A 13,740-nucleotide genomic window follows, 5' to 3' on the forward strand; every position below is an offset into this window, starting at 1 on the left:
TTTTATTTTATTACATTTGGAAAGAAAAATAAACGCTATTAAAACAACCTATTCTGAAGAAGAACTTATCGTTTTACTAAAAGAAAAAAACGAAAATGGTTTTCATTACCTGTATGACCACTATTCTGGTGCGCTGTACGGGATTATTCTTCGAATCGTTCAGTCTAAAGAATATACAGAAGAAATTATTCAGGATGTTTTTGTTAAAATATGGAACTCTATTCATCAGTACGATGCTTCTAAAGGAAGATTTTATACCTGGATGATCAATATTGCAAGGAATACAGCCATCGATTATTTAAAATCGAAAGCATTCCAGAATGAACTTAAAAACCAATCACTTCCCGATTTCGTATATAATACTGCAGAGCTTTCAACAACTAATAATTCTTCCGATTATATCGGATTCAATAATGTACTTGAAGGCCTTGAAGTAGACAAGCAGGAGCTTATAAATCTTGCTTATTATCAGGGATATACCCAACATGAAATATCCGAAAAACTGAAAATACCGCTGGGAACGGTAAAAACGAAAATGCGTAATGCATTGATAAAATTAAAAGATTTGTTAAAAGATTATCAATAAATTGAACACTAAAGAATACATATCATCCGGAATTATAGAATCTTATATTCTAGGCCATGCTTCTCCTGAGGAAGCAGGGATTTTGGAGTGTGTGATGAAGAATAATGCTGAAGTAAAGGCGGCTTTTGAAGAAGCACAGAAAACTTTGGAAAGTCTTGCTACAGCACAGGCTGTAACACCTCCAAGCGATTTGAAATCTAAGATTTGGAATAAAATTCAACAGGAACAAACTGTTGAAGAAGTACCTCCTGTTCTTTCGGCGGATATTACTGAGGCAAAAGATCAGACAGAAATTAGCACAGACAGGCAGAATATTCAGGGAAATACCCATTGGAAAACCTATGCAATAGCGGCTTCCGTATTGTTCCTTTTGAGTGTTGCCGGAAATTTATTCTGGATGAATACTCAATCTGACAATCAAAAGGAAATGTCTCTGCTGGTTGCAGATAAACAAGCTAAGGATCAGGAAATGCAAAAAATGAATCAGAAGCTTGATATGTTCTCCAATCCTGATATGCAGATGGTGATGCTGAAAGGAGTAGAAAAGCATACGGATGCAAAAGCAATGGTTTTCTGGGATAAAAAAACAAAAGAAGTCTATCTGAATGCAGAAAAGCTTCCTAAAGCTCCTACTGGAATGCAGTATCAGCTTTGGGCTATTGAAGATGGAAAACCGGTAAGTGCAGGAATGTACACTGAGGATAAAGACAGTAGGATTGCTTTGGCCAGTATATCAAAAGCTCAGGCTTTTGCAATTACTCTTGAAAAAGAAGGCGGAAGTACAGTACCTACTATGGAAAATATGTTTGTAATGGGTGGAATTTAATTCCACCCATTTTAATTTGTCTTTCTGTAATTATAGATCGCAAGACTGTTCAGAACAACTGCAAAGCCAATCAGGTAGAAGAATTCAATAACAGTCATACCAACAATCCAGAACGGAATCAGTTTGCCCAGGATCAACTGCCGTTTCTTCATAGGATTCACATTGATTTGCTCAATAGTTCCTATTTCTTTCTCTTTTACATTTGTTAATATAAAATAAAGCAGAGTGAATAAAATTCACTCTGCTTCCTCAACCTGTTAAAAATGTAAAATATGAATATGAAAAAATATTGTATCGTTTATATTGGAGACGCCTTCAGCATCAAATCATGCAAATCTGTATTTTTAATAAAGGGCTGTAAAAGTTCATTTCCAGGACCATAGGCTACTACTTCCACATAATCTCCGGAATGATCCATACTGATCCATCCTACAGAATTTCTGCTTTTCTGTATTTCTGAATAGAGTTTGAAAGGCAGTTTTTTATAATTATACAGCCCTGCGTCTTCTTTTTCAAGACCGTTGTAAAAACTCATCAGATGCTTGGCTTCATCATCATTCAAAATAATTTTATTGCCCTCATAAATCCAGTCTTTAATATCTTTCATCGAATACTCTTTCTGAATCTTATTCAGAATATATTCATTGGTGTATTGATAATCTGAAATGCTGTTAAAATTCTTTGTAGCATCGTTTCCGTAGATGGTTCCCGGATTGGCATTTCCATGATCTGTCGTGATGATTACCAGGGTGTTTCCATCTTTTTCTGCAAAATCAATTACCGCTTTTACGGCTTCATCAAATGCCAACTGATCATGGATGAGTGCGGCTACATCATTAGCATGTGCAGACCAGTCTACTTTTCCGCCTTCTACCTGAAGAACAAAGCCATTGGGGTGTTCTTTCATCTGATCAATGGCTGTTTTTGCCATTTCAGCAAGAGTGGGTGTATTTTTATATTCCGGAAGATGAGCTCTGTCAATACTATAAGGTAAAGCACCTGTGTTAAAAATTCCTAAAAGCTTCTCCCCTTTTTTGATCTCTTTCAAGTCATTTTGTGTTTTCAGAACCCTGTATCCTTTTTTACTGTAGACAGAATAAAGATCTTTTTTGTCTTCTCTTTTTGCGGGATTAAAGAATTCATCTCCACCTCCTAACAAAACATCCAGTTCCAGTTCGGCATACATTTCTGCTATTTGAGGTTCTGCATTTCTTTTGGCAGAATTTATACAGAAACCTGCAGGAGTGGCATGGGTAATGGTTACTGTGGTCACACAGCCTGCTTTTTTCCCTGCTTTTTTATATTTCTGCCATATGGGAAGGTGCTTTTCGCCATTGACTCCCATGTTCAGAACTCCGTTTTTAACTCTTATTCCGCCGCCGAAAGCTGAACTTGCCGCCGCAGAATCTGTGACAATAGAGCTGGCTGAGGCTGTGTCCATCAGAGCACGTGTCACTTTTTTCTCATGATACAGATTCATCCAGTTACTTCCTTTTCCCAAAATATTACGGGAATACAAATCTGCCATAGAGAGGGTCCCGAGACTCATCCCGTCACTTACCATAAAGATGATGTTCTTTGCTTTTCCGGTATGCGGTTTTTCAATATTCCTCCCAAAACTCCAGAGATCTGATGGTGATAAGGTCAATAATCCTGAAAGTAATGCTGAACCTTTTAGAAATTTTCTTCTGTCCATATTGCTGTAAAAATAATGCGGTAAGTTATGGTATTTAGATTTTTATCGTAACATTGTTGCATTAATTAAAGGTTAATTTTAAATATTCTCTGGAAATGGATCTTCAAAATCCTGTTTCTTATCAAACTGCTCTTTTTCCTGATCATTAATAAGGCAGCTTTGAAGGTCGGATAACATTTGATCTTTATCCAGATTCTGACCAATAAATACAAGTTCATTGATTCTATCCCCCCAATTTTTATCCCATCTGCTTTCAATGAATTTCTGATTTTCTTCAAAAGAAGAATACTGTACTCTCTGATGCATCGGCATACTGCTCCACCAGACACCTGCCTTTTCCAGACGGAAAGAACCTCCTGCCTGAGAAAAATTCAAGGCATCATCGGGTCTCGACGCCAGCCAAAACAAGCCTTTCGCTCTGATGGCCCCTTCCGGATAATGATGAGTAAGATATTGCCATAGTCTAACCGGATGAAAAGGTTTTTTGTCCCTGAATACAAAAGAACTTATGCCATACTCTTCTGTTTCAGGAGTATGATGATCAGCCTGTAATTCCTTTTGCCAGCCGGCAGAAGATTGTGCTTTATCAAAATCAAAGAGCTGGGTATTTAAAATCTGCTGTGGATTGATCTTGCCAAATTCCGAATGAAGAATAGCAGCATCTGGATTTAATTTCTTTATAGCAGCTGTTAAAAAGCCAAGTGTTTCAACATTGATAAGATCTGTTTTGTTTAAAATAATAACATTGGCAAACTCTATCTGATCTGTAAGAAGATTGACAATTGTTCTGTAATCTCCCTCCATATCAGTAAGGTCACGATCTGTCAGAAGTTCATTAGAACCAAAATCTTTCATAAAGTTGAAACAATCAACCACCGTAACCATCGTATCTACATAGCTGAAACGGGAAAGATCAATACCGCTTTCTTCGTCGATATAAGTAAAGGTTTGGGCAACCGGAATGGGTTCACTTATTCCGGTACTTTCAATCAGAAGATAATCAAAACGATTTTCGTGAGCGAGACGTTCTACTTCCACCATCAGGTCTTCCCGAAGTGTACAGCAGATGCATCCGTTGCTCATTTCTACCAGCTTTTCTTCTGTTCTTGAAAGCGTGTTTTGATTTTCAATAAGACGTGCATCAATATTGACCTCACTCATGTCATTCACAATCACAGCTACTTTTAAGCCTTGCTTATTATGCAGGATGTGGTTCAGTAATGTGGTTTTACCAGCTCCCAAAAAGCCACTGAGTACCGTTACAGGTAGTTTCTTAGTCATGTATCTTAATGTTTATGATGTTTAAAATTGATGATATGACCTGCAATTAAACCAGCAGCTCCCACATAAATCAGAGGAATATGAATCTCAAATATCAGATCTGTGAGTACAGAGATGGAGATAAGGCTCACAGATATCCAGAATAAAAATTTCAACCAGCGGCTTTCCATTTTTTTAGTTACCCGGAATACAACCACAGCACCTATACAAAGGAAAGTCAGATCAATGTAAGGATTATGCGATATTCCCAAAGGAACAATCAGTAATAATGGAAAGACAATACAATGAATCAGGCATAAAACGGCAGCGGAGATTCCTACAGCATCAAGAATTTTTGATTTCATAATAGTATGGGATTAATTTTCTTATCGTAACTTTGTTGCAAAAGTATAGATAAAAATTTAAATAACGCAACTTTGTTGCATTAAAATATGAAACAGGTCAGAAACACCCATGCTAAAACTGAGATTTTAAACCTTATTAATGGTTCAGATATAGCGCTTACCCACTCTGATATTCAGAAAAAATTGGGAGATCTCTGCAATAGAGTAACCATTTACAGAGTATTAGAAAGGCTTGAAAATGAAGGGGCTATACATAAGATCGTCAATATTGACGGAGTGGTGAATTTTGCAAAATGCAGTGGGAAATGTACACATGAAAAGCATTTTCACAATCATGTTCATTTCAATTGTAAGGAATGTCACTCTGTAACATGCATAGAAAATGCGATTCCAGAAATCAGCTTACCTGAGCATTTTATTGCGCAGGAGTATAACTTTATTATCAGCGGAATTTGTCCGAAGTGTGCTGATGCTTAGAGATATAAAAAGTAAAAAGGCAGAAAAGCGAATTTGCTGATCTGTCTTTTTACTTTTTAGACTCTTGTTATAAAGAAGAGATGTATACTTCTATTTTGGTACCGTCATAAGTGAAAGTGCCGTCAGAATTCTTTTTACCTAATACCCATTTCATATCTACGGGTACAGACCATGCAGATCCTAATGAAAATCCATTAACAGATCTTATTTCATTTCCGTTTCCTGTGGTAATTGCTGAATGAAAAAAAGTTTTATCGATAAGTCTGTAGAAACCAATCGCTTTTCCTGCAGGAATAGGTGAATATCCGTCCCATTTTTCTCCTGCCGGATAATTAAATAAGGTTAACCATTTTTGTCCGGCTGATTCTGCCAGTTGAGAAGGACTTATCCTGGCTCCACGCATATACAAAGCGTAGGCAACCACGTCATGACATACTCCACTGTTATATTTCGAGATATTCTCTGCTCCTGAGAGAACGGCATGAGCAACGGGTGCTCTTTCGGCAAGGGATAGCTGAGCCTTCCTGGCTCCTTCCGGTGTTATAAATGACATATTGTAATATTTTGTTTGGTAGTGTAAAGATACAGCTTTAAAATTTAATCACGATTGTAGGAAAATTATACCTGTCTATTAAGTTTTGGCTAAAGCTTTTGTTGTGAACAATAATAAAAATAAACGGGTTGAAGCCCGTCTCTATTGATATATAAATAATCTGAAAATTTTACTCTTAATAATTGTAAATATTCAATAGGAATGAGCTTTAGCCCGTTTTAATAATAAGAATAAAATCCTATGGCTTCAGCCAAAACTTAATACCTGCTAAGTAGTGGTTAAAGTCTTTATTGAAAACAAAAAATAAGCGGGCTAACGCCCGCTTCTATTGATAAGGATGATTAAAAATTTATTTAACAATAAAACATGCATTCGTAGCTGAAAAGCTTTCCATCTTTAAAAGTGAAAATAAAGAGTCCTGCATCCCCATTCTGAATCTGATATTCGTGTGGGGAGGAAATCCATCGGGCAGAAAGCATATCACCAAAACGGGTTACAAAATTCTTTTCATCATAATTGGAATCCATACGCTCATTTCCCAAAACCAAAGCTTCCCCATTGCTGAAGGACATTTTGTAAATACTCCCGGAAACTTTCCCTTTATATTCTTCAAAAGCAACAATGATATTAGGGTTCTTATAAAAATATTGAGGTTCCCAGCCGCATTCCGGCATATTGGGAATATCTTTAGCTTTCTGCATCTCCAGCTGTTTCATCTGTGCATCCGTGATTTTCCCATCAAAGAGTTGGGTATCCTTCCATATGAAATGCATATTCAAGGCTTTCAGCTTTTTTTCATAAGCTTCTGTTCCAGGCTTTTTTGCAAATTGATCTGCCAGAAGAAGTTCAAAGTCAATATCTATTTTGGGATTTTCTACCCCTGCATTTGCATAAGATTCTTTCCAATATTGCAAGGCTTGTTTAAGGTTTTTCTCTTCCAGCCATGCAATTTCACGCAATCTTCCAACCTGAGTGAGTTCCTTTTCTTTGTTTTTGCCTTTCGCTGCCAGATATTCTTTCAGAACTTTATCGTAAGTAAGTTCACTACCCAGATATTTCATTTGGATATATTCAGGATTTTCGTGGAAATGATCTCCAATATAGACCCAGCCATCCTGATATAATGGAACATAATCTATACAGGCCATTTCATTTAAAGCAGCCCTCCGTGTTGCTGTACTTTCGGTTGTAGGGGCTTTCCGTACACGAAGTTCAGACACTTGTATATAAAAATGCGGACATTGCTGTCCTTGTGATCCACGATAGAAATACTGAACCGGTTCACTGGAAGATTTTTTGCCACGCATGGTCTTTTGCAAAGGCTGGCGGTCTATAAAGCCAATATCACCATTACTTACCTGCACTTTGTATTGTGTTTGGGTAGAATCTAATAGGTAAACAGGAGCCTCGGTAGAAAATATTCCTAAGAGATCCTTATTATTTCCATTTTCGCGATAGAGATGTCCCCATTCTGAGGTATAGACCGGATGTGCTCCGGCACTCTGAGCCTTGATATTGTAAAAGCAGCACTGAATAATACCGGCTGCCAATAGTATCTTATTCAACATATTGTAATTTGTATTCGCGAAAAATTTCATGTCTTTCGCAGGTGGATTTGTTATTGTTTGTATGGTTATTCCTTCAAAAATACTGAAAAAAGAGAGCTTGTCCTAAAGTTATCGTTATTCAGAATGGGTATAAATTCCATCCTATTCACTGGCTTCCGTTGGGTAACGCAAATAAAAATACTATTTTTATCGGCCAAAAAAGGAAATACTAATTATGCCGACTGATGCTTCTCATAAGCTGATTCCGATGACCACTTTCGTGCTTGAATATTATTCACACGAAGGATATGCCGATCTTCAGATTTTAAATCTGATGAATAACTATGCCAATTTTTTAAAGAAGAATTTGACTCTTGGGATGTTTGTTCCTGTAGACCGTGAAGGAAATGTCCTGAAAGAACCTAAAAATTATGCTGAATGGAAATCTCTTGATCATAATGATGGAAAAAGAGATGATATAGCGGGGTTTGAAGAATATGGCGAATACCAGAAGGCTGAACAGAACTGTATGTTTGAAGGCTTTAAAGTGGATTATAACGGCTATTCAAAGGTGCGTATCATTGCTTCTTATGATCCTTCTATCGAATTGTCTTTTAATAAAAGTGACCTGATCCCTTCAGGATTCGTTGATGTAGAATCACTTACTATTTTTGATGATATCTTTTTAACTTCCAGTGCATTAGGCGCAATTGGTATCAAAAGATAAATTGAATTTTTGCCCCTATATATTTATTAACCAATTACTTTACTGTTGATTTCTTCTTAAACTCAGAAGGAGACATTTCTTTATACCCTTTGAAAATTTTATTGAAGTGGCTGGAATCATTAAACCCCAGTTTATCTGCAATTTCAGTGATGTTATAATGACTTTGGAGTAAAAGTTTTTCCGCTGTTTTTATTTTATGCTGCATCATATGCTGCTGTATGGAAAAACCTGTCTGTTTTTTAATGTAAATACTGATATAATTCGGGGAAAGCATAAATTCTCTGGCAAGGTTTTCAATTTTCATTTTATCCGCATCCAAAGCATTCACATTGATATAATACAAGATCCTTTCAATTCTGCTTACATTTTGTGTGATCCAGTTTTTGGTGGTGCTATTGTCCATCGTATTTCGGATCAGAATGGTAATGATGCTTGAAAAAAGATCGGAGGTAATCTCTTTATTATACGTGTTTTTATGGCTGAACTCATACAAAAGAATCCGGGCCAGCTGCAGTAGGTGCTGTCTATCCGTTTTGCACTTGATCACTGATTCATAAACAAAAGATTGGTCTTCCATCAAAAGTTGAATAACCTTTTTTAGCTCATTCTTTTTATGAGATAAAAGGTTCTCCCAGATATACTGTTCTGTAAATTTTATGTAGATGAAGCGTGTTTTACTTGTAATGGAAAATTCATGACCATCACTGGGCCTGAGAAGAAAAACATCTCCTTTTTTGTAAGGGAAAGTAACACTGTTGAGATGATGAAATCCTTTTCCATTTTCTATAATAATCAGTTCATAAAAGTTATGATTGTGATATTCCACATCCCAAATTTCTTTTTCGATACTGAAAACATTAAAAGAATTGAAATTGACGATTCGTTTCATAAAAGAATGGATTTTTACAAATTTACCATTAATTCTTACAATATATACGGATAGATTATTGATCAATTTTGTCCTATCAATCCATTACAAATGAAATACATAAAACAATCCGTATTGTTGCTTGCTTCAACAATCGTTCTGATGTCCTTTTCTGATCGTCATGATAAAAATAAAAGACAGAAAAAAGCTGAGCATGAAACACAGATTTCAAACAAAAAATACTGGCCTAATGGGGCTCAATTGGTTATTTCTGTCTCTATGCAGTTTGAAACAGGAGGACAGCCTGAAGGTGCTGAGAGTCCTTTCAGTGGAACTCCCCTTCCCAAGGGACAACCGGATCTTCCGGCAGAAAGCTGGTACCGCTATGGAGGAAATGAAGGAATTTACCGGATGCTGGATCTATGGAAAAAATATGATATCAAGGTAACTTCTCATGTGGTAGGAACAGCTGCAGAAAGATATCCTGAAGTGGCCAGAGCCATTGCAAACGGAGGGCATGAGATTGCAGCTCATGGTATTGCCTGGGACAATCAATGGAACAAAAATTACGCAGACGAACTGAATTTTGTGAAGCAAGGTGTAGATGTTGTTGAAAAGATTACAGGACAGAAAGCAGTGGGTTATAACTGCAATTGGCTGAGAAGAGGCCCCAACACCCTTAAAGTATTACAGGAGCTTGGTTTTCTGTATCATATAGATGACTTAAGCTACGATGAACCTTTCGTTACCAAAGTAAAGGGTAAAAATTTTGTTGTCATTCCTTATACCCTTCGCAACAATGATATTGTCAATATTGAAGGGAAACACTGGAGTCCTGATCAGTTTTTGGCACAATTGAAATTTGAGTTTGACCGCCTTTATGAAGAAGGAACTTCTAAAAGAAGAATGATGAGCATCAGCTTTCATGACAGAATTGGAGGAACACCTGCAATGGTGCATGCTATGGAGGAATTCATCAAATATACTAAAGAAAAACAAGGCGTAGTCTTCATGAGAAAAGATGATATTGCCAAAATGGTGATGAATGATCCCAATACTCCTGTTGATAATAGCGAAGAAAAGTTTAACAAGTAAGGAAGTTGGAAGCTGGAGGAAGGAAGTTATTGAAGTCTGCAAAGTATTTTTATGACCTGTATAACTTCCATCTTCACGCTTCGATCTTCCATCCAAAAATATCTTTATGAATAATACAAAAACAGCTTATTTTTTCCTCCGTGTGTCGATGGGAATCAACCTTTTAGGACACGGATTGGTTCGTCTCGTAAAACTACAGGACTTTGCATCAGGAATGATGAAAGGTTTTGAAACAAGCTGGCTTCCACTGCCATTGGTACATCTGTTTGGAGTTACACTTCCCTTTTTTGAATTTCTCATCGGATTACTGTTAATGCTTGGTTTTAAAACCCGTATTGCCACTATAGCTGGAGCTTCTCTGATTATTCTGCTGCTTTTTGGATGCAGTACTGTTGAAAACTGGGAAGCAATGGGCATTCAGATGATCTATGCAGGGTTGTTTTATATTCTGATCAGCAGAATGGAGGACAATTATCTGGCATTAGATAAGAAATAAAAGATAATACCAACCCTATCTAGCTCAAAGGCAAGTATAAATATTTTATTATATTTGCCTTAATTCTATGGGGTTTATGGTGAGAAAAAACGGATTATCGCATTATATACAGGTATTTAATATATGTTTAATGCTCATCCATTTGTTGATCCTAAAAACAGAAAACACCAGCTTTTTTACGGTAGAAATAAAGAGCCAATACAGTCTGAAAGAGACTTCACATAAAAAATGCAACAAGATTTTTCTTGAAGAAAATAACAAGACTCCAATAAAATGCAATAGTAATTATTGTTCCAATTTTTCTCTGTTTTTTACCGCTTCATTTCACTCTTTTGCATTTGAAAAATTTATGGATCAGGAAATAAGAAATCGCCATTTTCTGTATGATGATCCACCCTATTCTTCATTTTTAATTCTATCTGGATTCCTCCGAAAATATAATTTCAGATCGTGTTATTGTACCGATCACTGAAATTTATATAACAATCCTATTATCTAAACTAGAATTACATGACCAGCTGCTGTTCATGGCTTTGCCGTGGTGATGTAATCAAAAAATGAATTAAAAAAATAATGAAAACAACAATATCAAACCTCGAAAAGAATACTCATAACATTTATGTAATTTGCAGAATATTAATTGGATTATTCTTCTTTATAGCAGGTTTCAACAAACTTTTCCATCCTATTTTCCAAGGGTATATGTTCAATACCATCAGTACGATAGGATTTCCTTTTCCTCAGTTTACCGCCAATTTCACCGCTTTTTGCGAATGCATATTTGGCTTATTTTTAATGCTCGGTTTTTGCACAAGAATAAGTTCAGTATTTCTGATCATCATTATCCTTGTCGCGTTATTCACGCATGATCTGAGTTCCATTCCTAAGGAACTTATTCCCATCAAACCTGAAGCCGGAGTGTATGAAATGGATACTTTTACATGGCTGAGCTATTTTCTATATCTGCCTCAGACCCTGTATCTTTTATTTTTACTCCTGTTCTTATTTCAGGGATGTACAGGATTTGGACTTGATACTTTTAGGAAAACAAAATCTGGAAATAGTTAATGATGATAAACAGCTCTTTTTTTGGGAGCTGTTTTTTTGTTGGAAATCGCAAAGGCGCAAGGATTTTCTAAATTTTATTTATGATTTTTAAGGAGAAAGAAAATCGAAGATTTTCAGCAAGTGAAATGTTAACAGATAAAGGATATTTTGCAGACTTTTTCTTTGCTATCTGCTTAGTTTACATTATCTATGTTAGACTTAAAAATATACAGGTTTCAATTTTATCGCAGATAAAATCCTTGCGCCTTAATATAATCCTTGTTTAATATCATTTTTGCGCCTTTGCGTATCCAAAACATTTTTATTAAAAAAACGCAAAGTTTTAATGGTTTCAGATTTTTACTAAAAATGAGTAATGATATAATGTCAACAGACTGTATCATTGATTTTCCCCTATGATGCCTCAAAATAAAGTAAAACATTAAAATCTTTGCGTTAAAAAATATGTATAAAGGCATTCAACGATTTAAGCCTTTTATTAAAGTGCGTAAAGGTGAAGACAATATCACTGATTAAGCTTTATGCATATGAATATGCTTAGAAAAATCAATGCAATTGATTCAAGCTTTGCACCCTTAAAATAATAAGAATTTATAAATTAAATCTTTGCGTTAAAAAAATATGCTTTTTACGAAGCTTGATTATAATTGGTTTCTTATGACAGAATTGATTTTGTTATGGTAACAAGACTCATAAGGATTACCACTACTCCTACCACAACAAACATTTTCTTCGTTGGAAGTTTTGAGGTAAGCATCGCCGAAAAAGGAGCCGTAAAAACACCGCCCAGCAAAAGCCCCAACACAATATTCCAGTGATGGATGCCTATTGTGAAGATGAATGTAATAGCACTGGTAATGGTCAGTAAAAACTTGGCAACAGTAGAACTTCCCACTACATAACGGGGAATCCTCCCCTCTTTGATCAGGGTTCCGGTCACCAATGGTCCCCATCCGCCACCTGCAAAGGAATCAATAAAGCCACCTATCAAACCTAATACTCTGAGATTGGTTCTTCGTTTGGTTTTACCTTGCCCTGATTTTTTATCTTTGAATGCATTTTTTAAGATGTTTATGCCTAAATACAGTGTGTAGCAGGCAATAATAGGTTTTACAATATGTGCATATTCTTCGCCATAATGAGACAGCGTTAATGCACCAATAACAGACCCTACAATAGCCAGCGGGAACAAGACCCATACCATTTTTTTATTGACATTTCCCAGTTTATAATGACTGAAACTTCCGGCCGCAGTAGTAAAAGACTCTGCAGAATGAATGCTTGCACTGACAACGGGTGGTGGAACATTCAGCAGTAAAAGGATTGTGGTACATATGACTCCATAGCCCATTCCCATTGATCCGGCAACAATTTCTGCCATAAAACCGGCAAACAGCATCCAGTAAAAAATATGTCCGTCCTTATTCAGAAAATACTGAATATCACCGGAAAGATTGAACTGGTACACCACAAGCCCGAATAATCCAAAAAGAAGCAAAACTCCAATAATGGCAAGGTAAATATTAGCTTTTCTCTGTGCGATTTTGGTAATATTGATCAGTTTTTCAATTTCCATATCTGGTTTTGAAGAAGCTTTTCCGTCAGACAGATATTCTGTAGTAATTTTGTTGAGTTCTTTCACCTTATAATTGAAATCTCCGGTAAGCTGATTACGGATATTCTGCATATTATCCAATACATGATCCATTTCGTCAGGAATGACTTCTGTAAAGGTTTCCCTTAATCTTTTAGCAATAGTCGGGGATTTTCCGTTGGTGGAAATGGCAATTTTTAGACTTCCCTTTTTGACAATGGAACCTAAATAAAAATCACACAAATCCGGCTTGTCTGCAATATTGACCAGTATATTTTTTTTCTGGGCTTTTTCTCTGATTTCCCCTGCTAATTCAATATCATTTACCGCAATAATGGCAAGATCAGTATCATTAAAATCAAGATCATCATAGGCTCTCTCATACAGGGTTATATTGGAAAACTGACTTTGTAAGGTTCTTACCTCAGGAATAATTTCTTTGGCTACCAGTTTGATGGACGTTTCCGGTGAATTGCCCAGTACAGATTCTAATTTTTCAAGAGCAACCTTGCCACCACCGATGATCAGCAGTGACAGGTTTTCAAGTTTTAAGAATATGGGGTATAGTGAATTGCTCATCCT

14 protein-coding genes and 1 pseudogene are annotated in these 13,740 nt (G+C 36.2%); 7 read left to right on the top strand and 8 right to left on the bottom strand.

Annotated elements, in window-relative coordinates:
• The first annotated feature begins 16 nt into the window (after positions 1 to 16).
• Both LF886_RS12850 and LF886_RS12855 read left to right on the top strand, forming a co-directional pair.
• A complete protein-coding gene (locus tag LF886_RS12850) occupies positions 17 to 586 on the top strand; it encodes an RNA polymerase sigma factor (protein WP_236849939.1) in 570 nt (189 codons plus the stop codon).
• A gap of 1 nt (position 587) precedes the next feature.
• Positions 588 to 1,412: an anti-sigma factor domain-containing protein gene (locus LF886_RS12855; RefSeq protein WP_236849940.1), complete on the top strand. Its 825-nt coding sequence runs from the start codon at positions 588 to 590 to the stop codon at positions 1,410 to 1,412.
• Between the two features lie 94 nt (positions 1,413 to 1,506).
• Here the strand turns inward: LF886_RS12855 and LF886_RS24125 are convergent.
• From LF886_RS24125 to LF886_RS12875, 4 genes and pseudogenes are all read right to left on the bottom strand, one after another.
• Positions 1,507 to 1,621, bottom strand: a pseudogene (locus LF886_RS24125) (ABC transporter permease); the annotation flags it as partial.
• A gap of 89 nt (positions 1,622 to 1,710) precedes the next feature.
• Positions 1,711 to 3,108 (bottom strand): alkaline phosphatase, encoded by a 1,398-nt coding sequence (locus tag LF886_RS12865; RefSeq protein ID WP_236849941.1) that lies wholly within the window; start codon positions 3,106 to 3,108, stop codon positions 1,711 to 1,713.
• A gap of 78 nt (positions 3,109 to 3,186) precedes the next feature.
• Entirely contained in the window at positions 3,187 to 4,389 is a 1,203-nt protein-coding gene (locus LF886_RS12870; protein ID WP_236849942.1) for a GTP-binding protein, read from the bottom strand.
• A gap of 5 nt (positions 4,390 to 4,394) precedes the next feature.
• Positions 4,395 to 4,733: a MerC domain-containing protein gene (locus tag LF886_RS12875; RefSeq protein ID WP_236849943.1), complete on the bottom strand. Its 339-nt coding sequence runs from the start codon at positions 4,731 to 4,733 to the stop codon at positions 4,395 to 4,397.
• Between the two features lie 87 nt (positions 4,734 to 4,820).
• Here LF886_RS12875 and LF886_RS12880 point away from each other — a divergent pair, with 87 nt between their 5' ends.
• Positions 4,821 to 5,210, top strand: a complete 390-nt coding sequence (locus LF886_RS12880; protein ID WP_236849944.1) for a Fur family transcriptional regulator — start codon at positions 4,821 to 4,823, stop codon at positions 5,208 to 5,210.
• A 67-nt stretch (positions 5,211 to 5,277) separates the two neighbouring features.
• Here the strand turns inward: LF886_RS12880 and LF886_RS12885 are convergent, their stop codons facing one another.
• Complete coding sequence (locus LF886_RS12885; RefSeq protein ID WP_236849945.1) at positions 5,278 to 5,763, bottom strand: hypothetical protein; 486 nt, start codon at positions 5,761 to 5,763, stop codon at positions 5,278 to 5,280.
• Between the two features lie 353 nt (positions 5,764 to 6,116).
• Entirely contained in the window at positions 6,117 to 7,331 is a 1,215-nt protein-coding gene (locus tag LF886_RS12890) for a hypothetical protein (protein WP_236849946.1), read from the bottom strand.
• Positions 7,332 to 7,545: 214 nt separating this feature from the next.
• Between LF886_RS12890 and LF886_RS12895 the strand changes: the two genes are divergently transcribed.
• Positions 7,546 to 8,037: a hypothetical protein gene (locus tag LF886_RS12895; RefSeq protein ID WP_236849947.1), complete on the top strand. Its 492-nt coding sequence runs from the start codon at positions 7,546 to 7,548 to the stop codon at positions 8,035 to 8,037.
• A 34-nt stretch (positions 8,038 to 8,071) separates the two neighbouring features.
• Here the strand turns inward: LF886_RS12895 and LF886_RS12900 are convergent, their stop codons facing one another.
• Complete coding sequence (locus tag LF886_RS12900; RefSeq protein WP_236849948.1) at positions 8,072 to 8,926, bottom strand: AraC family transcriptional regulator; 855 nt, start codon at positions 8,924 to 8,926, stop codon at positions 8,072 to 8,074.
• Positions 8,927 to 9,016: 90 nt separating this feature from the next.
• Between LF886_RS12900 and LF886_RS12905 the strand changes: the two genes are divergently transcribed.
• From LF886_RS12905 to LF886_RS12915, 3 genes are all read left to right on the top strand, one after another.
• On the top strand, positions 9,017 to 10,000 hold the full coding sequence (locus tag LF886_RS12905) for a polysaccharide deacetylase family protein (RefSeq protein ID WP_236849949.1): 984 nt from the start codon (positions 9,017 to 9,019) through the stop codon (positions 9,998 to 10,000).
• Between the two features lie 106 nt (positions 10,001 to 10,106).
• Positions 10,107 to 10,496 (top strand): DoxX family protein, encoded by a 390-nt coding sequence (locus LF886_RS12910; protein ID WP_236849950.1) that lies wholly within the window; start codon positions 10,107 to 10,109, stop codon positions 10,494 to 10,496.
• 573 nt (positions 10,497 to 11,069) lie between these two features.
• Positions 11,070 to 11,564 (top strand): DoxX family protein, encoded by a 495-nt coding sequence (locus tag LF886_RS12915; protein ID WP_236849951.1) that lies wholly within the window; start codon positions 11,070 to 11,072, stop codon positions 11,562 to 11,564.
• 655 nt (positions 11,565 to 12,219) lie between these two features.
• Here LF886_RS12915 and LF886_RS12920 read toward each other — a convergent pair.
• Positions 12,220 to 13,737: a TSUP family transporter gene (locus LF886_RS12920; protein ID WP_236849952.1), complete on the bottom strand. Its 1,518-nt coding sequence runs from the start codon at positions 13,735 to 13,737 to the stop codon at positions 12,220 to 12,222.
• Positions 13,738 to 13,740 lie beyond the last annotated feature (3 nt).

Origin of the sequence: Chryseobacterium sp. MEBOG07 (genome assembly GCF_021869745.1) — a bacterium.
GTDB classification, from domain to species: domain Bacteria; phylum Bacteroidota; class Bacteroidia; order Flavobacteriales; family Weeksellaceae; genus Chryseobacterium; species Chryseobacterium viscerum.